Annotated in this window: 20 protein-coding genes and 1 riboswitch; of the genes, 12 read left to right on the top strand and 8 right to left on the bottom strand. The window is 49.2% G+C overall.

The genetic code is table 11. From position 1 onward, the window contains the following. Positions 1-2: 2 nt before the first annotated feature. From ABN764_RS10150 to ABN764_RS10135, 4 genes are all read right to left on the bottom strand, one after another. A complete protein-coding gene (locus tag ABN764_RS10150) occupies positions 3-317 on the bottom strand; it encodes a magnetosome magnetite crystal formation protein family (protein ID WP_174807979.1) in 315 nt (104 codons plus the stop codon). A 509-nt stretch (positions 318-826) separates the two neighbouring features. Further along, positions 827-1,639: a DNA alkylation repair protein gene (locus ABN764_RS10145; RefSeq protein WP_446671968.1), complete on the bottom strand. Its 813-nt coding sequence runs from the start codon at positions 1,637-1,639 to the stop codon at positions 827-829. Between the two features lie 242 nt (positions 1,640-1,881). Continuing rightward, positions 1,882-2,811, bottom strand: a complete 930-nt coding sequence (locus ABN764_RS10140) for a manganese-dependent inorganic pyrophosphatase (RefSeq protein ID WP_446671801.1) — start codon at positions 2,809-2,811, stop codon at positions 1,882-1,884. Between the two features lie 117 nt (positions 2,812-2,928). After that, complete coding sequence (locus ABN764_RS10135) at positions 2,929-3,561, bottom strand: NAD(P)-dependent oxidoreductase (protein ID WP_446671800.1); 633 nt, start codon at positions 3,559-3,561, stop codon at positions 2,929-2,931. 253 nt (positions 3,562-3,814) lie between these two features. Here ABN764_RS10135 and ABN764_RS10130 point away from each other — a divergent pair, with 253 nt between their 5' ends. The 7 genes from ABN764_RS10130 to ABN764_RS10100 all read left to right on the top strand — a co-directional run bounded on the left by ABN764_RS10130 (position 3,815) and on the right by ABN764_RS10100 (position 10,678). Beyond that, positions 3,815-4,909: an ABC transporter substrate-binding protein gene (locus ABN764_RS10130; protein ID WP_021254789.1), complete on the top strand. Its 1,095-nt coding sequence runs from the start codon at positions 3,815-3,817 to the stop codon at positions 4,907-4,909. Further along, complete coding sequence (locus ABN764_RS10125) at positions 4,899-5,759, top strand: alkaline phosphatase family protein (protein ID WP_446671799.1); 861 nt, start codon at positions 4,899-4,901, stop codon at positions 5,757-5,759. Before ABN764_RS10130 ends, ABN764_RS10125 begins: the two co-directional genes overlap by 11 nt. Before the next feature lie 329 nt (positions 5,760-6,088). Beyond that, the gene (locus tag ABN764_RS10120) at positions 6,089-6,934 is read left to right on the top strand and encodes an ABC transporter permease (RefSeq protein WP_174807976.1); all 846 of its coding nucleotides are present in this window, start codon (positions 6,089-6,091) and stop codon (positions 6,932-6,934) included. Beyond that, positions 6,931-7,788: an ABC transporter permease gene (locus ABN764_RS10115; RefSeq protein ID WP_446671798.1), complete on the top strand. Its 858-nt coding sequence runs from the start codon at positions 6,931-6,933 to the stop codon at positions 7,786-7,788. Before ABN764_RS10120 ends, ABN764_RS10115 begins: the two co-directional genes overlap by 4 nt. Further along, positions 7,789-8,805: an ABC transporter ATP-binding protein gene (locus tag ABN764_RS10110; protein WP_446671797.1), complete on the top strand. Its 1,017-nt coding sequence runs from the start codon at positions 7,789-7,791 to the stop codon at positions 8,803-8,805. It begins immediately after the preceding gene. Beyond that, a complete protein-coding gene (locus ABN764_RS10105; RefSeq protein WP_446671796.1) occupies positions 8,789-9,574 on the top strand; it encodes a DeoR/GlpR family DNA-binding transcription regulator in 786 nt (261 codons plus the stop codon). Before ABN764_RS10110 ends, ABN764_RS10105 begins: the two co-directional genes overlap by 17 nt. A gap of 87 nt (positions 9,575-9,661) precedes the next feature. Further along, a complete protein-coding gene (locus ABN764_RS10100) occupies positions 9,662-10,678 on the top strand; it encodes a histidinol phosphate phosphatase domain-containing protein (RefSeq protein ID WP_446671795.1) in 1,017 nt (338 codons plus the stop codon). A gap of 88 nt (positions 10,679-10,766) precedes the next feature. On the opposite strand, the gene ABN764_RS10095 is transcribed toward ABN764_RS10100, so the two are convergent. Further along, positions 10,767-11,690, bottom strand: a complete 924-nt coding sequence (locus tag ABN764_RS10095; protein WP_446671794.1) for a MerR family transcriptional regulator — start codon at positions 11,688-11,690, stop codon at positions 10,767-10,769. Positions 11,691-11,890: 200 nt separating this feature from the next. After that, a riboswitch (TPP riboswitch) is annotated at positions 11,891-11,993 on the top strand. Positions 11,994-12,124: 131 nt separating this feature from the next. On the opposite strand from ABN764_RS10095, the gene tenA reads away from it, so the two are divergent. The 5 genes from tenA (at position 12,125) to ABN764_RS10070 (ending at position 16,326) form a co-directional block, all read left to right on the top strand. Next, positions 12,125-12,826, top strand: coding sequence for a thiaminase II (gene tenA, locus ABN764_RS10090; RefSeq protein WP_446671967.1), 702 nt, complete (start codon positions 12,125-12,127; stop codon positions 12,824-12,826). Then, a complete protein-coding gene (gene thiM, locus ABN764_RS10085) occupies positions 12,823-13,668 on the top strand; it encodes a hydroxyethylthiazole kinase (RefSeq protein WP_446671793.1) in 846 nt (281 codons plus the stop codon). Before tenA ends, thiM begins: the two co-directional genes overlap by 4 nt. Then, positions 13,659-14,483: a bifunctional hydroxymethylpyrimidine kinase/phosphomethylpyrimidine kinase gene (gene thiD / locus ABN764_RS10080; protein ID WP_446671792.1), complete on the top strand. Its 825-nt coding sequence runs from the start codon at positions 13,659-13,661 to the stop codon at positions 14,481-14,483. Before thiM ends, thiD begins: the two co-directional genes overlap by 10 nt. Continuing rightward, complete coding sequence (gene thiE, locus ABN764_RS10075) at positions 14,480-15,193, top strand: thiamine phosphate synthase (protein ID WP_446671791.1); 714 nt, start codon at positions 14,480-14,482, stop codon at positions 15,191-15,193. Before thiD ends, thiE begins: the two co-directional genes overlap by 4 nt. Before the next feature lie 128 nt (positions 15,194-15,321). Beyond that, complete coding sequence (locus ABN764_RS10070) at positions 15,322-16,326, top strand: linear amide C-N hydrolase (protein WP_446671790.1); 1,005 nt, start codon at positions 15,322-15,324, stop codon at positions 16,324-16,326. 81 nt (positions 16,327-16,407) lie between these two features. On the opposite strand, the gene ABN764_RS10065 is transcribed toward ABN764_RS10070, so the two are convergent. The 3 genes from ABN764_RS10065 to ABN764_RS10055 form a co-directional block, all read right to left on the bottom strand. Continuing rightward, positions 16,408-17,133: a polysaccharide deacetylase family protein gene (locus tag ABN764_RS10065; RefSeq protein ID WP_065290116.1), complete on the bottom strand. Its 726-nt coding sequence runs from the start codon at positions 17,131-17,133 to the stop codon at positions 16,408-16,410. Positions 17,134-17,137: 4 nt separating this feature from the next. Further along, positions 17,138-17,725 carry a YkoP family protein gene (locus tag ABN764_RS10060; RefSeq protein ID WP_446671789.1) on the bottom strand — a complete coding sequence of 196 codons (588 nt, stop codon included), beginning with the start codon at positions 17,723-17,725 and terminating at the stop codon, positions 17,138-17,140. A gap of 268 nt (positions 17,726-17,993) precedes the next feature. Next, entirely contained in the window at positions 17,994-18,929 is a 936-nt protein-coding gene (locus tag ABN764_RS10055) for a GNAT family N-acetyltransferase (protein WP_446671788.1), read from the bottom strand. Positions 18,930-18,952: the final 23 nt, after the last annotated feature.

Raw genomic sequence — 18,952 nt, 5'->3', positions numbered from 1 at the left:
GACTAAGGTTTGATGTATGGAATGGCAGGATAACGATATGATTTTTTTCTAGCAATCCTTATCATCGCATATAAAATGATCACCGTTTCAACAAGTAAGACTATGTACTTGAACCATGGCGGCAGTGCATAGCTCACAATAAAGAACGGCAAAATGGTTAGATGAAAATTCAATGCTGTGCGGCTAGCATCACGATAATACGATTCTGTCCTTCTTGTCACGAGGAACATTACAAGAGGTGGCAGGACGCCAAGAATTAATGAGATGGCCAGCATGAATTGGACGATTGCAATTTCTTTGCGTGTTGGTTTGTTCATCGATTGTCACCTTTCTACTTGAATTTCTCAAGTACTAGCATAAAAGGTGACGCGAGTAGAGGTTCAACCCCTTGCCTATAAGCGGTACGACAAAGCAACATTACGGTCATTGAGTCCTTCTGGACTCATGGAATTAGTTTATTTATAACTGATAGGCTCATATTAAAAACGCCGACTGAGGGGAAAAGCATAAAGAGAGAGTTCTTGATGCTAGAACGATGGAAGACGAAAAGCTCTAAATAAAACAAAGAGCAACGCAAAAAGAGGGAGGGATACAAGAAAAACTGTACAGACCGAACAAAGAAAAATTCAGAGGAAGCTTCGGAGATAGATTGATAAGGGGTAAACTGAATCGAAAACGGAAATCCGAATCGAGCGAGTACCTAGAGATTCGAAATAGTCGCGAAAGAATGGGGAAGCGGATCAAAATAAAATATCCGCTGGAGAAGCTGCCAGCGGATACGATATGACATCGGTAAAGTCGACCAAGCTGCTGCTGTTCCGGTCTGCTATACCTGCTTCTGCAAGGTTCGCTGAGCCTTGCTTACAATTCGCGCTGTTGCCTTTGAGTCAGACTCATTCGTCCAGCGCTCGCACAGCTCCCTTACCCAGTCCGGATTCGTCTTGCTCGCATCATTCAGCCAGTTGCCAACCGAATCCTGCACATACTTCGTCGGATCAGATCTGAGAGGCTCTAGCAGCGGAAGCGCCTGCCAAGGACTCTGCTTCAATGCCTCAATATGCTTCGTCCACACGCCTCGTGGACGCGTCGCTTCCGTAGCGAATCTCCGTACATTGGCATCCGTATCAGATGTCCAAGTGGATAAGATGGATATGGCTCCCGACAAATTCGACTCGATATGAGCGCGCACAGCCATCCATGCAATCTCCCTAACGCCGAAATGGGAGTCAGCCGCAAATCGGTGAATACGTGACAATGCTTCGTCGATAGACATGGAGTCATCACCGCCTGCCATGTAAGCCCCCCAGCATCGAACGGAATCCGAGCGATGTTCGGCGATCGCCATAAACGGCTTGGAATCTGTGACGGGCGCATCATCGGTGCTGCAAGATTCATATAATCGCTGCCCGATAAGCCGTATCGCCTTCATGCCGCGTATACTATCCGTTTCCTTTATTTCTAGAAGCAGATCGGGAAGCTTCTTCTCTAAGCCAACTTCCGGCAATACATGCTCCAGCAAAGTCATATGATCTACAGCAAGCCACTCTGTTAAATTCACGCTTTCTAACCTTCCTGAATGTAATAGCTGCTGGACTTCAACCGGAATATTCGCTTCTTTCGTTGCACCTTTTCGCTGCATAATCGTATCTGGGATGGAACAATCCAATTCAATTTCCTCCTTTGCATCAAGACGAGGTAAATCTGACTCATCTTCATAGAGAACATATCCCTTACGTATTCTACAAATGGAAATGGATCCCTCTATCCTGTTCCCTTCCCTCTGCTCTCTAACCTCCTCCAATAAAAAACGACCGTTTCCCATCAGGGAAACAGCCGTTGTATAACAGATGAAATCATCTGCTTCATATAGAATGACATCAATTACTTGCTAAGCGTATCTGTCAGTACAGGCACGATTTGCTTCTTACGGGAAACAACGCCTTTCAGCAATGCTGTATTGTTTTCCAACGTAACATTGTACGCTTTCTCAACTGCGTCTGTCTTGGAACCAAGTGCCAACGCTACAGAGTCACTGTTCAAGATATCTGTTACCACGAATACGAAGAGGTCAAGACCTTTCGTTGCGATAATGTCGTTCAAAGCCGCTTCCACTTCAGCTTGGCGGGACAACACATCGTTCACGTCTACTGCGTTCACTTGTGCGATTTCAACCTTGGAGCTGCCCATGGAGAATTCTTTCGCATCAAGAGAGATCAGCTCAGCAATTGTTTTCTGGCTCAAGTCAGCACCAGCTTTGAGCATGTCCAATCCGTACTTCTCAACGTCTACACCAGCGATCTCAGCCAACTCGCGAGCAGCTGCTACGTCTTGCTCTGTGCAAGTTGGGGATTTGAACAGCAAGGAATCGGAGATGATTGCGGACAGCATCAAGCCAGCGATGTTTCTGCTGATCGTTTTGCCGTTTTCTTTGTACATTTTGTTCAAGATCGTCGCTGTGCAGCCTACAGGCTCAGCACGGTAATACAATGGACCGCTTGTCTCAAAGTTCGCAATGCGGTGGTGGTCGATAACTTCAAGCACTTCCACTTGTTCGATATCGTTTGCACTTTGCTGACGCTCGTTATGGTCAACAAGAATAACCCCTTTTACTTCATTCGCTACCGTCTCTACCAGACGAGGCGCTTCTGCTTGGAAGGTATCCAAAGCAAATTGTGTTTCTCCGTTCACGCTGCCAAGACGAACCGGTTCAACGTTGAAGCCCAATTGTGTTTTCAAGTCTGCATATGCGATTGCGGAGCAAATCGTATCGGTGTCTGGATTTTTATGTCCGAAAATAAGTACCTTTTCCATTTCGCTAACTCCCTTTTTACACGAGATTTGTAGTGAGAAGAGTATAACGTAGATCGTCTTCTTCATTCAAGATTATACCGCAAATGTTGGTAAAATCCCATTCCATTAGTAGGAATATTATTGTGAAATAAACGGTGTTTTTCGTAGAAAAGCAGCGTCTTGTACTTGATCTACGAGAAACCGTGCAATATGGGTATTTGATATTTTCGTACCCGGCATATCATATTGATCAACCTTTACTGACTTCATGACATCGCGTTCATGCACGAACGGCAATCGCACAAGCGTCCAATCCAGATCGCTATCCCGAAGCACGCCGAGCTCCCGCTGCCTGTCCCGAATAAAGTCCCCATAAAGTAAGCGAAATAAGCGTGCGCCCATTCGGTTCATCCAGGACTTGCGATCCCCTTCAATATCAAGCGATCCTCCTGCAACCCCAATGTACCTTCGAATACCTGCTTCCTTCATGGTTTTCAACAAGCGCAGCGTCACTTCACTATAGATTGGCTTGTCCCGCATTGGCTGACCAAATGCATTAACTACAGCATTACTGCCTGCCAGGAGAGAACGAATTGCAGTTTCGTCCGATACGTTTCCTTCTATTATAATGGCGTGCGGTGACTTCAATTGGACTCGCTCTGGACGACGAGCCAGAATGCGAACCGAATACCCTTGCTCAATTGCTGTCGCAGCCACATGCTTCCCTACTGTACCTGTTCCTCCTACGATCGCAATCGTTTGCCTAGACAAAATCCTTCTCCCCCATTCTTAGAAACACCAATACTCTTTGTTACGTGTCCATCCATACAATGATCCATATTTTTCATATCCATGCCATACTTCTTCCACCAATGCCATTCTGACGACGAGAACCTGTTCCGGTTCCGCCTTTACAATACCTTATCACCAGTTTGATGTTGGTTTAACTTTGTTTGTTTATGATTAGAGGCGTAAACAGAAGAAAAACAAAATGAAAACTAAATGAAAAAGGAGTCATGAACTCATGCGAACTCATCGTTTCATGAAATGGACAGCAACCGTACTTGCTTCCGCATTCTTACTTGCAGGCTGCTCATCTGGACAAGCTGCGAACGAAGCAGTCGACGCTTCCAAGCTGACCTTGGATCAAATTGTGGAAAAGGCCAAACAAGAAGGGCAAGTCAACTCGGTCGGCATGCCTGACACTTGGGCGAACTGGGTGCAAACGTGGAACGATTTAGGAACGAAATATAGCTTGAAACATACGGATACGGATATGTCCAGTGCTGAAGAACTGGCGAAGTTCGAGTCGGAGAAAGACGACGCAACCGCTGATATCGGCGACGTCGGTATCGCATTCGGACCGCTTGCGAAGCAAAAAGGTCTAACGCTGCCATACAAAACATCTTACTGGAACGACATTCCGGACTGGGCTAAAGATGATGAAGGACACTGGCTGCTCGGCTACACAGGTACATTGTCCATCATTTCTGATAAGAACAAAGTGGCAAACCCGCCGAAATCTTGGGCAGACATTAAAAATGGAACATTCAAAGTCGCTGTTGGCGACGTGATGAAGGCAAACCAGGCACAATTCGCTGTTCTTGCGGCTGCTTACGCATTCGGCGGTGACGAGAAGAACATTCAACCGGGCATCGACTTCTTCGCAGAGCTGGCGAAACAAGGCCGTCTCGCTTCCAATGATGCAGGTCTTGCGAACTTGGAAAAAGGCGAAGTCGAAGTTGGATTCCTGTGGGACTTCAACGCACTAGGCTACCGTGACAAAATCGACAAGAACCGCTTCGAAGTTGTCATCCCGCAGGAAGCTTCTGCAACAAGCGGCTATGCAACGGTTATTAACAAGTACTCGAAGCATCCGCATGCAGCGATGCTGGCACGTGAATACATTTTGTCCGATGAAGGACAATCCAACTTGGCTCGTGGCTATGCTCGTCCAATCCGCTCCAACGCGAAGCTGGCTGTCGATGCAAAGGCAATGCTTCTCCCGGATGAAATGTACAAAAATGCACAGCCCGTGAAAGATTTGAAGGCATGGGAAGAAACAACGAAGCAGCTTCCACAGCTGTGGCAGGAGCAGGTACTTATTCATGTCAAATAACATCACGAACCGCTCGCACAATCATAATAAGCTCATCTTCATCATGTTGGACGGCCTGCGCTATGACACCGCCGTCACGCAAATGGGATATATGCATCACTTGGTGGAATACAGCAAGGCGGCGCGCTACAAAGTGCGCTCCGAGCTGCCAAGCCTGTCTCGCCCGCTCTATGAGGTGCTGATGACCGGAACTCCGGTATGGAACCACGGGATTGCAACGAACCAGACTGTGCGGTTATCGCATGAGCGCAGTCTGTTCCACTTAACTCGGGAACAAGGACTTACGAACGCGACTGCCTCTTACTATTGGGTAAGCGAGCTGTATAACTCGGCTCCATTCCACCCAGCTGTTGATCGCATTCAGCTCGATACAGACAAGCCGATTCAGCATGGCATCTTCTACTTCGAAGATCACTATCCTGACTCGCACCTGTTCGCTGATGCGAACTTCTTGCTCACGCAATATGCTCCAGACTTCTTGTACGTCCATTCGATGAACATCGATGATGACGGACATAAGTTCAGTGGAGATTCGGCGCAATACCGCAACCGGGCACTGGCGGCGGACATTATTCTTGCAAGCGTGCTGCCAGCTTGGATGGAGGCAGGCTATCAGATTATTGTTACGGCTGACCATGGCATGAACAATGATGGCAATCACGGCGGAACGACAGACGCCGAACGCCATGTTCCACTGTTCGTCATTAGCAATCAGGTAACCCCTGGCATCTATGAACAGGAAGTACCTCAATTGCAGTTGGCGCCGCTTGCCTGCCGCTTGCTCGGCATTGCCCCATCGGAAGCGATGCAGCCGCTATCTATGTTGGAGTCAAGTCCGGCGTCTCCGTAAGGAGGCGCCTTTTCTTCACCAATTCGCTTTTGATCACGAAGTAAATCAGGAAGCATCTCGACATCGAATCTTGCGCTCACTCTCGAACTCCGCTGCTCATGTAGTCTCGCCTACACTCCGCTGCTCGTTCTTCGAGTTCACGCAACCTTCTCGGTGCTGAAAAGCGAACTTTTGATTATTCTAGAAAGTTAACGTGCAGTGAGACACGAAGGCTTTCTAGAATGGAAAAAAACATACCCTTAGACGCGGTCGCTCATCATGAGTTGCCTCGATAGAAGTTCGTTCACGGAGTAACTCAACAAGTACTGATTTTGGAAAGGAGTACGCACATGAAACGGATCAACAGCATGCTGTACATCACGATTATCCCGCTGCTTATCTTTGTGGCGCTATTCATGTTCGTCCCGCTCTTCACGATGATTTCGGGAAGCTTTCAAGAGGATAGCGGCGGGGCATTTACATTCAATCAATACAAAGAAATTTTTACGAACCCCTATTACTGGAAGGCATTTGAGAACAGTATTCTCATCTCCCTGCTGTCCAGCCTTATAGGCATCATTGCCGCCGTATTTGCAACGTATGCCCTTACCCGTTTTCCGAAGCGCGTACAAGAGCGGCTGCTTGTCATTACGAACCTGACATCGAACTTCGCAGGCATCCCGCTCGCCTTCGCCTTCATTGTCCTGCTTGGCAACAGCGGACTGTTCACGCTGCTGTTCCGCCAATTCGGCATTGACATGACGGCATCATTCAATCTGTATTCATGGTCGGGATTGACCGTTATTTATGTGTACTTCCAGCTTCCGCTGGCCATTATGCTGCTCTATCCGATGTACCATGCGATTCAAGACAACTGGAAGGAAGCCGCTTCCCTGCTGGGCGCATCACCGTTTCAATTTTGGAAGCGTATCGGTCTGCCTGTACTTCTGCCGGGAATCGCGGGCACATTCAGTATTTTGTTCGCGAATGCCATGGGTGCATATGCATCAGCTTATGCCCTGACAGGAAGCAACTATAACCTTGTACCTGTACGTATCGGCGCACTCGTCTCAGGAGACATCTTCGCTCGTCCCGAGCTCGGCAGCGCCTTGGGCGTACTGCTCGGCTTGACGCTGCTTGCAGCCATGCTCGTCAATGAATGGCTAACGCGCAAAGTTCGGAGGGATCTGCGATGAAACGATTGGCTCATTCTCTGCCAACGCTCGCCTTTGCAGCGGTATTGCTCTATTTGTTCATTCCGGTCATCGCTACCATGCTCTATTCCTTGGCGACATCATGGAATCAAACCATTCTACCCGAAGGCTTAACATTGAAATGGTTCGGCGAGCTGTTTCAGGATACACGATTCATACAGGCGTTCGGTCGTTCCCTGCTGCTCAGCAGCATCGCTACCGTAACAGCGGTGATCGTCATCGTGCCGGCTACGTTCGCGATTTCTCTGTATGCACCGAAGCTGGAGCACTGGGTTCAAACGCTCGTCATGCTTACCTATGCCGTTCCTGGAGTTATTATGGCTGTCGGCTTGATTCGCGCCTACTCTGGCAAAGGCTTCTCCATGATTATCATCGTCTTCGGTGCCTATGTCATCGGCATGCTGCCGTTCATGTACCAAGGGACGCGCAACAGCTTGCGCGCTGTTCAGGCAGGATCATTGATGGAAGCTGCCGAGTTACTGGGGGCCAGCCGCATGAAAGCATTCCTGCGCGTGATTGTTCCGAACATTATGCCGGGCATACTTGTATCTGCACTCCTCTCCTTCTCGATTCTATTCGGAGAGTTCGTGCTCATTAATATTCTCGTCGGAGGACGCTTCGAGACCATGCAGCTCTTCCTGTATGCACAGCTGAACAAGAGCGGCCATATCACGAGCGCCATTACCGTAACCTACTTCATTCTGATGGCCATATTGAGCGCGTGGATCGTGAAGCTGACGGGCCGCACTTCCAAGCCAGTCGCAGAGCCTGAAGAAGACATCGTGAGCAGCAGCATTCCGACTACCCAAGCAACAATGAGCAGGGAGGCTTCTTAAATGAGCTACGTACAGATGAATCAAGTAATCAAGACGTTCCATAAACAAAAGGTGCTGAACAGCATTGATCTTCATATACAAAAAGGCGAACTGGTGACACTCCTCGGCCCAAGCGGCTGCGGCAAAAGCACATTGCTTCGCATCCTGTCTGGACTGACTCCGCTCGACGGCGGAACGATTCACATTGATGGTAAAGATGTGACAGGGATCGAACCGAAGGATCGGGAGATCGGCATGGTGTTCCAGTCCTATGCGCTGTTCCCCAATATGACGGTAACCGACAATATTGCCTTCGGCTTGACGATGAAGAAGATGCCGCGTGATGAGATTCGCCAGGCAGTTGGCGAAATGATTGAGCTCACCGGGCTTCAAGGCAAGGAGAAGTCTTTCCCCCGTGAGCTCTCTGGTGGGCAGCAGCAGCGTGTCGCACTTGCCCGCTCGCTTGTTACGAAACCAAAGGTATTGCTGCTGGACGAACCGCTTAGTGCGCTTGACGCGCAAATTCGTAAAAACCTGCAGCAGCAGCTGCGTTCCATTCAACGTGAATTGAACATGACAACAGTACTAGTTACGCATGACCAAGAAGAAGCGATGTCCGTCAGTGATCACATATACATCATGAATGCAGGCAATATCGCGCAGCATGGCTCACCGCAGGAGATTTATACGCAGCCAAGCAGCGAGTTCGTCGCAAGATTCATTGGCAGCTATAACGTATGGAACGCCGAAGCCTTAGGGCAAATCGTACCAGACTACACGCTTGCAGACAGCAAGCTGTATGCCATTCGGCCAGAGACGTTCTGCGAGCAGCCGCTCGTTGGCGGCATGGCCGTAACAGGAACGGTACGCAATGTGACCATGCTTGGCAACATTACGCGTATGGAACTAACGGTTCAGGGTCAGCATGTCGTCGTCGATCAGATTCATCGCAATTCCGATTGGGTGAGCGTCGGCTCTACCACGACGGTATACCTCCATCCGAAGGACGTGATTCCGCTTCATGATGCTACTGCCTGAAGAACGTAGACAGCATATTTTAGAACAGCTGAATCGACATGGCAAAATTCAAGTTGCTTCCCTCGCCAGCGTATTAACGGTTACGCCCGAAACCATTCGCAGGGATCTCGACGAGTTGGAAGCGAAGCAGATGCTTAAGCGCGTGTACGGAGGCGCAGTTGCGTATTCGCATGTGAAGATTGAACCTCATTTTGATAAAAAACGAAGCAGCGAGCAGTCGGCAAAGAAAGCAATCGGGGAAGCTGCTGCCGCGCTCATTCAAGATGGAGATACAATCGTGGTCGATGTAGGCACGACGACTGTTGAGCTTGTTCGCGCCATACGCGGTGTCGTCGGCGTTACGATCGTGACGAATTCTATTCCTGCTGCCGAACTGCTCATGGAACGGCTGGAAGCCAAACGATTTGACGGCAAAGTCATTGTACTCGGGGGAGTTACGCATCCAGAGCAGAAATCGATTGCAGGCGCCCTAACCTGTGAACTGCTTACACGCTTCCACTTCGATAAGGCATTCATCTCCTGCGCAGGAATGACACCAGCGGGAATCAGTGATTACGACATGGAGGAATCGATCTGCTCCACCTTAATGATTGAGCAATCCGAGCAGGCATATGTGCTTGGAGATTGTACCAAGCTCGGGGAGACACAGCTGTGCCGCATCTGTGACATGAGCAAGGTCACCGCCATCATATGCGATGCACCAATGCCGGATAAATGGAAGCGCAGCGGATTGCAAGTAGGTTGGATTACGACGGCTTGCGAGCCATAAGAACATAGCGAAGTTATATTTCGAAGTAACACATCACTTCATACATCACGAATGAGCCACTATGACATAGGATGGGATGCGATCATTATGCTGTATTATGTAGACTACCATATGCATTTGGAGGAAGGCCCTTATTCGTTCCGCTGGCTTGATCGTACGAATCAAGCATTCGATCACTTCCATCCAATTACTGAACCACTCCATTCCCGTGCATGGCTCGAAGCGAGTTATGCGCGTATGCATACAAGACTGCAGCGAGGAGCTTATGACGAATCATGGCTCGATCTCTATTTGCAAGAAACGCTGCGCAAAGGACTGCGGGAGGTCGGAATCGTAGATCATCTCTATCGGTTTCGAGAGACGCTCCCCTACTTCGAACGTCACCTCGATATCGGAGACTCCCCGCTTGGTCACCTTCAGCATACATGGCTGCATCAAGTATGCACCGAGCGGATGGAGGATTTCGTAGCTGCCATTCAGGCTGCGAAGTCGAGATGGGCCGCACAGGGTGTCGAGCTCCGTCTCGGATTAGAGGCGGATTATTTTGCAGGTGGAGAGAAGGAGTTGGAATCTTTCATTGCGATGGCGGATTGGGACTATGTGATCGGGTCGATTCACTATGTGGATGGATGGGGTTTCGATAATCCCGAGACTCAGTTCCGCTTCGATCAGATTGATCTGCGTGAACTGTACGGACGCTTTTTCGATGATGTCGAACGAATGATTAACAGCGGTCTGTTCGATATTGCCGCCCATTTGGACAATTTGAAAGTATTTCATTATCGCCCATCTGAAGAGCTGCTTCTCCCATACTACGAGCGAATCGCACAGGCATTGCAACGGACAAATACAGCTACAGAGGTAAATGCAGGACTGTTCTATCGCTACCCGGTCAAGGAGATGTGTCCAAGTTCCTCCTTTATCGATGTTCTGCTTCGACATGACGTCCCCTTTACCCTGTCATCGGATTCACACTTTCCAGACGACGTCGGCAAATACGTGGCGGACAATGCCCTTATGCTTCAGCAGCGCGGTCTAGCCGAAATTGCCACATTCCATCAACGTAAACGCATCATGCGACCGCTCGCAACTTCGATTTCTTAATAAAGAAAACCTAAAGCGAGCAACCCTCTCTCCTGTCCCCAAATACACAATCCCCGGCGCAACGACTGCACCGGGGATTTCATGTTTATTATTTTATTTTCTTTCGAACCGGCTCGAATAACTGCAGCCAATAAGCGTTGCTGCTTCCTTCCGGGCTGTCATTTCGTATATGCTCCTCCAAGCAGAATCTTGCCTCTGAATCAGGCTCGTAGTCAGGATGCTTGTTCAATTTCTCCATCAATAATTCCCACGATCCCGTAATATCATCTGTACTCTCCATCATGGCATATACCCCGCCGAAGAACCTAACCTCCGTAAAATGGCTCGGTATGTCGATATTCTCTGGAATGGAGGCATATGCACCATAACCGTAAACGTTCGATTCAACATCAGGGAGTGGTTCTTCATTTTTTCCAAATAGCCGTGCCGTACCTTGCAGCTCAGCTTGCACGAGCCAGTCCGCTAATGATTCGATCGCTTCTTCTTCTGGAGATGCGCTTACGACAACATGGCTGACCATTCTCATTGATGGAAGGGTTACGAATTTGATTGATGCTGGAGAATAACTCCACTGATTACTCATCGGCATTGTCACCTCATGCTTCATATTTAAATGTAGGGACGGTACATGACTTAATTGCAACAGCAATTGAGCCGTAATCGGTTCATTGAGGTACTTGTACGACTGCTCCAACCATTTCTTCAATGTTATTTCCTTCGATATACACTCATTTTTGTGCTCAATCATCTCGTGTGCATACTGAGTCATTACCTGATGTGCGGTTCGGAACGTCATATCCGCCAGCACCACTTTAATCTCTTTAATCCCAATATCGAACCCTCTTAACCAGGCTGTAATACGGATTGCAAGCACGGTCTGTTCATCATATATCCTCCAGCCAGAACTGTCGCGCTGACTTGCGAATAGCCCTTGCGACTCCCAATGGCGCAGGGTACGGCTCGTCACACCGATTTCCTGCGATAATTTATCGATTCCTATCATGTTGCTCATCACTATCATCAACCTCTGTCACTTGACGTATCATAAGGCGCCTTATGAGGTTATTGTATCAGTTGTCGCAGCGTCAATTGCAATACGAAACTTCGCTCCAAGCACTAACAAATTATCGTTTTGACCGAATGGTTCAGAAAACAAACGTTTTACAATTATCTCCATCAATGCTAAAGTAGTTCGTAAGATGAATATGACGTGAAATCCACTAGGGGAGCCGCATAGGCGGCTGAGACAAGAATTCTTGGACCCTTTGAACCTGATCCGGGTAATACCGGCGGAGGGAAGTGGAGCCGGCCGGTTCATGGTCTTTATGTATGGACATGATGAAGCCGCTCCATTTCGGGGCGGCTTTTTTTGGCTGCCGCGAAGTGCTCCTTGACCAGATTTCAGCATGCATTCATCCCCTATCCAATCATGCGGAGGTGCTGTTCATGCTTACATTTACGGAGGAACTGAGACACGAAGCGGAGCCGATATACGATGCCATTATGGAGCATCCGTTCGTTCGGGGAATTGCTAAGGGTACTGTCAAGAAAGAACAGTTGATTCACTACGTAAAGCAGGATTTTGAATATTTGAATGCCTTTATTCGGATTTATGGCATTGCGATTTCCAAATGCGACAACCGAGAGACAATGGCTCTTTTCAACGAGCAAATCTCATTCGTACTGAATAGCGAGACACACCCCCATCATAATTTTTGTAATGTGGCAGGCGTGACGTTCGAAGAACTGCAAGGCTACCCGCTCGCCCCTTCTGCGAGCCATTATGTGTCTCATATGCTTACCGTGGCCCACGAAGGAACCCTGGAAGATATTATTGCGGCTTTGCTGCCGTGCCCATGGACATATACGGAGATCGGACAACGTTTGCTAAAGGAAGTAAATCCAGATGAGGCCCATCCGTTCTATGAGTGGATTCATTTCTATGGAGACCTCGGCGGCGGAGTTACGGACAAAATGCGCCGAATGCTGGATGAATGGGCAGAATCGCTGTCGCAAGCACGCAAGCAGCAGCTGAAGAAGCATTTTCTGACTAGCTGCCAGTTGGAATATCTATTCTGGGACATGGCTTATCAAGTAGAAGACTGGCCGGTAGGCTTGACGGAGAAGACAGAGGTGAGACAAGGATGAATGATATGCCTCTCTTCCCTCAACGTATTAAGGAACGGCGCCCCCTCATCCACAATTTGACGAATATCGTCGTCGCCAACTTTACCGCTAACGGTCTGCTAGCCATTGGAGCCTCCCCTGTGATGGCTTCAGCCAAGGAAGAGGTAGCGGACATGGCCAAGGCAGCAGATGCGCTCGTATTGAACCTTGGCACGCTCGATACTGACATGATAGAAGCTATGCTAATCGCAGGACGGTCGGCGAATGTACATGGCATTCCCGTTATTCTCGATCCAGTAGGCGCAGGCGCAACGCCGTATCGGACGAAGGTATCTGTGAAGATGCTTAAGGAATTGCGCGTCTCGATCGTGCGCGGCAACGCCGCTGAAATTGCCCAGCTTATGGGGGAAGCAGGCGAGATCAAGGGCGTGGATTGCGTGGAGTCTGAAAGCTCCCTCCGCTCCCCTGAAGCGTTGTTCGATCTTGCTGCGCGGGCAGCCGATCGATTCGGCACCATCGTTGCCATTTCGGGCAAAGAGGATGTCATTACAGACGGCACAACCGGCTACGTTATTGCGGGCGGTCATCCGATATTAACGAGCATAACGGGAAGCGGGTGCCTGCTGACATCGGTCATCGGCGCATTTGCCGCAATAGAGTCTGATTTATTGCTGGCGGGAGCCGCAGCGATGTCTTATTATGGGTGCGCAGCCGCCCATGCCTATCGAACAGCGGGTCATCGTGGACCCGGCAGCTTCCAGACCGCATTTCTTGATGCCTTGGCTGAGATCGACCAATTCGATACAGCAGTATCTACGATCACCCCCCATCAAGCCACCGCTAGAAGGAAGGTATGGCTATGACGGTCGCACGAGCATTGACGATTGCTGGTTCTGATAGCGGTGGCGGCGCCGGCATTCAAGCCGACATCAAGACATTCCAAGAGCTTAACGTATTCGGCATGTCAGCGATCACGGCCGTGACCGTACAGAACACGTTGGGCGTTCATGGCGTTTACCCGCTTGCTCCAGAAGCCGTCTCCGAACAGATGAATGTCGTCGTAGAAGATATTGGGGTCGATGCTGTAAAAACAGGTATGCTGTTCAGCGCAGGCATTATTGAGACAGTAGCGAATCGCATTGAAGCATTCGGTTTGAACAACGTTGTCGTCGACCCGGTCATGATAGCCAAGGGAGGCGCAGAGCTGCTGCAGCAAGATGCCATAGAGGCCATGAAGAATCGCCTACTGCCGCTTGCGCTGATTGTCACGCCGAACATCCCAGAGGCAGAAGCGCTTGCGGGTATGAAGATTGTATCCCTGCAAGATCGGCGCGATGCCGCGATGAGAATTGCCGAATACGGCGCCAAAATGGTCGTCGTCAAGGGCGGCCACGCAATGACGACCGAGCTTGCTGTTGACCTGTTCTATGACGGAGCCCGCTTCACACTGCTGGAAGACCGCAGAATCACAACGAAGCATACTCACGGCACGGGCTGCACCTACTCGGCAGCAATTGCGGCAGAACTCGCGAAGGGTGCTGCTCCCCGCGACGCAGTTCGTACAGCGCGGCATTATATTCAAGCAGCTATTGAGGAGTCGCTCGGGCTCGGCGGCGGCAACGGCCCAACCAACCATTGGGCATATCGGCAGCGGCAGATGCAAGAGGTGGTCAGATGATAAGTATAGATAGTCGCATTGAAGAAGCCCGCATGCGTTCCTATTTGCAGCTGTACCTCGTGCTCGGCAGCGGCAATTGCGAGGGTGACCCTGCAGCGGTTGTCGAGGAGGCCATTCGCGGAGGAGTAACAATAGTACAGTTTCGAGAAAAGGGCGCAAACGCGCTGAAGACTGCAGCTAAGAAAGAACTTGCAATGCGCATTCAGTCGGTGTGCAGAAGACACGACATCCCCTTCCTCGTGAACGATGATGTAGAGCTGGCGCTTGCCTTGAATGCGGACGGGGTTCATGTTGGCCAGAACGACGAGCCTGCGGCGCAAGTCAGGGATCGCATTGGCAATAAAATACTCGGCGTGTCCGTTCACTCGGCAGCTGAGGCTCTGCTGGCTGAGGAACAAGGAGCCGATTATCTCGGCGTTGGGCCGATATATTCGACTGCTTCCAAAGAGGATGCTCTAGAGCCGCAAGGCACTGCAATCATTCAACGGCTAACAGAGATAACATCACTGCCGATCGTAGGCATTGGCGGCATTACGGCAGAGCGTGCGCCACATGTAATTCGAGCTGGTGCAGACGGGATCGCTGTTATCTCTGCCATTACCCATGCGGAGAATGTATGTCATGCCGCGAGAGGACTTGCTTCCGGAACTGTTCTCTCGGCAGCAGGATCGAGTCACCCAAGCGTTGCTTGCCCTTCTGTCATACCATAGATACCATCTTTGTCGTTCAATTGTCGAACATCATGGAGGAATCCGCCTGAAAAGGCGGATTCTTTTTGTGTGCCGCTAATAAGATATAAAAGTACGCCGTTTCAAGAAAATGAAAAGGAGGAATTAGCATGTGTACAAATATATCGATACCGCGAAAATCGAAGAAGGGCGGCATCGTTTCTGCAAGAACAATGGACTGGACATTGAAGCTCAATTCCATCGTCAATTTTGTGCCTCGTGGACAGTCTTTTCCTGAAGCCAATCTTCCGGGAGATGAAATGAAATGGAAAAACAAGTACGGGTTTGTTGGAGCAGGCGATCCAATTGAAGACTTTATCTTTTACTCCGACGGATTGAACGAGCATGGACTTTCCGTTGCCGGGCTGTGGTTGTCCTGCAGCAAATATCCCATGCCTCGACCAGGTGCCCCCATCCTTTACAACTCCAATTTTGTTCCGTATCTATTGGGGAATTATAAAAATACCCATGAGGTAAAGGCTGCTTTGGCTGATTTGACCGTCATTAATATTTCAGAACTATATCCGTCCGCCTATGCGCTTCTGCATTATATTATCAGTGACGCATCCGGCAATCATTTAATCGTGGAGTTTACTGAAGGGGAAATGAAAATTTACCCGAGCAAACTGGGCGTATTGACGAATGAGCCTACATATCCTTGGCATCTTGTCAATCAAGAGCTATATCAGCACTTAAGCCTGGAAAACAATGCGCAAACCAGCTGTGGAAGTGAACTCTACGGCAGCGGCCAGCTCGGAATTCCAGGCGATCCGACTCCCCAATCCCGCTTTGCTCGATCTGCATTCCTACAGAAAACGACTTTTCGTCCTGCCAACACGAAACAAAGCATCGGGTTAGCTAGACAAATCTTGCAAACACTCACGGTTCCTAGCGGCACGGTCTATAATATGGGCTCCAGCACCATATACGATTGGACGCAGTGGTGTGTATACCGCGATCATACCAATCGCAGCTACTACTTTAACACAGACTTTAACAGCAAGCTTTACGGGATACACCTCACCCAATTAAATCTCGATGCCTCTGAACAAAGCCGAATCCAAATAGAAAGGCCTGCTTGGTACGAAGACATTACCAAAGCGTTTAACGCCTGACACGTATACCGTATGACCAATGAGCTCTCTCAGGCTGAAGTATTAAGAATAATACTATATTCTCATTAACTTCCCTATTTACTACGCATGCTCCAGCCTGATCAATTCATCCGTGCGTACGCATTTTAGCCCTCTACGTTCGGCCTCGTGCAATATATCGCGCAGCACCGTCAACATTTGTCCAGGGGCTTCCTTGTCAGCGCCGAACGTATCCCCACTGTCATGGAGTACGATAACTGCACCTGGCTCAATACGCTCAGACAGCAGCTTACGCAAGTTGCGTTCCCCCGTATCCAGCTTCCAATCCCGCGCAATAATCGACCATAATACGAGCCGATACGATTTGCGCAGCAGGAACAGATCTCCTAAATTCAGTATCCCCCATGGAGGACGATAGAAGGTCGGCCGCTCTCCTGTAATGCGTTCAATAATGTCCGCAGAACGTTCCACATGCTCGCGCCTGATGTTCCGAGGCGTCATGACCCAATTCGGCATATGCGTATAATTGTGAATGCCAATCTGATGGCCTTCCTCATGCATCCGTTTCACAAGCTCAGGATACTTCTCCGCCTTGCTGCCCAGAACAAAAAAGGTAGCCTTCACGCCCCGCTCACGCAATAAATCAAGCAGCTCTGGCGTGTAATCCGGGTCTGGACCATCATCGAACGTAAATGCGACATGACGATGTGCCCGCTTCCGTCCCGCCTTGCGAAATACACCCCATCCGCAGATTCGTGTTAATAAAAAGGGAAGCCCCATATAAATAGCGATTAGTGCAATTAATATTCCTGCGATAAGGTTATCCATGTTCTTATCCCTTCTCCCCGTTTACATATCGATTCACAAGTGCTGAACGTGACATCAACAGCATCTTCGGCACGAGCTTCGATCGCTGCTGCTTCAAGCGCTTGGCTCCCTCCGGATTCAGCATGCGGAGCAGCAAACGCAGATATATGGTAGATACTCGCTGCATCCACTTTGTCTCCAGAGGATGCAGCTCAAAGCCTAATCCATAAGTGATGCCGCGATGAAGCAGTGTTATCCCAGTCAGTGCCTTCACCTTAGCCAATTCTGGATCCGTATTCACAGCAGGGCCGACCTGCCTCAAAGCTTCTCTCAGCCTGCGGGCCGTAACGATTGCAGCCCGATTCGCCCCAACGGAGCGGGACAGCTTCAATATCTCCCGGTTATCAAGGTGAATTTCACCTACATAATCGCCTGTATAAATACAAGTTCCATCTTCACAACGAATAGGGGCGCCCCTATGTGTCCGTACGACAACTTTACATATCCCAAACTGTGACTGATATACACTTCGCAAAGGCGTAAACATTTCAAATACAGCCTCCCACGTCATCCACAGTGATTGCAGCATTTTGTTGCCCAAGGTGGAAATCATGAACAATCAAATCCTTCCTGTATGAAAAATCGTGATCTGCTTAACTTACTTTCATCGTACAGCCTGGAGTTCTCTTTTTTCTTACTCCATTCTTACGAGTTTCTTAAGTAATTGAGGTAAGCAGAGTCCTTTATATCCAAACCTTTCCTTTAGACAACAAAAAAGCAGTACAGCACTTCAAACTTTGTGCTGCACTGCTTATGCTAATTAACGAATCTCTCCGCTCTAACTTATCTAATGCTTCATTACGCTTCGGTTCCAGCGGCTATTAGACCACAATATTGTCGGAGGCAGCTTGTTCCGCTCTATCCAACGCTAGCTCTAATACGTAATAGTCATTGATATTGCGCACGTGGAACCCACATGACGTGTATAACCCTAGTGCCCGCTCATTCTCAACTGCAACTTCTAATTCAATCTTGGCAGTTGGCTGCTGCTCCTTCATGCGCTCAATAATACTACGAAGAATCCAGCGTCCGTATCCTCTGCCTCTGTGCTCAGGTTGAACACTGAAGCCGAATAGAAATGCACTGCCTTCTTCCCGCATAACATGAATCTTCCCGATAGGCAGCCATTCTCCATTCTCCTGCTGGCAGTCTGCAATAAAAATATAATCCTGCTGCGAGAGCATCGCCGTCTCTACATACCCTCTTGCATCTTCCTCATTCATATCGAAGCCATCCATGTTCAATTGTGTGAGAAGAGCCACATCGCTGGTCTCTGCCTGACGTAATTCGATTTTCGCAGGGGGTTCACTAGCATCTTGCACATGCTCTCCAGTAAGTGTCATCCAATATTCGGAGAAGCTGCACTTCGAACCGATGCTCTCCAAATATTCCTTGCCGGATAAGGAAGGTCGAGCGCAAATGAAGATGAGTTTCTCCACCCGACGTCTCCCACACTCCTGCTGAGCTTCCTTAACAAGCTGATTGAATATGCCTTGACGCCGATAGTCGGGATGCACCATCCCGCTTATCTCTACCTCCGATGCACAGAACTGATAGATACCGAGAAATCCAACAATCTCACCATCTACAACATACACATAGTCGTTAGCGACATCACCCGTGCGTGCACGTAGTGAATCCCAGTTCAACTTCAAAATGATTTGATCGTGTTCATTGCAAATGTCTTCCAACCTACGCAGTGCTTCAAGCTGGTCAGCATCCAATTGTGTATAGGTTCGCAAGCCTGTATTATTCATAGCTACTCATCTCCTTCGCTTTC

It is taken from the genome of Paenibacillus wuxiensis (assembly GCF_040195695.1).
Taxonomy (GTDB): Bacteria; Bacillota; Bacilli; order Paenibacillales; family Paenibacillaceae; genus Paenibacillus_B; species Paenibacillus_B suaedae.
This window is presented reverse-complemented; position numbering and strand designations above follow the sequence as displayed.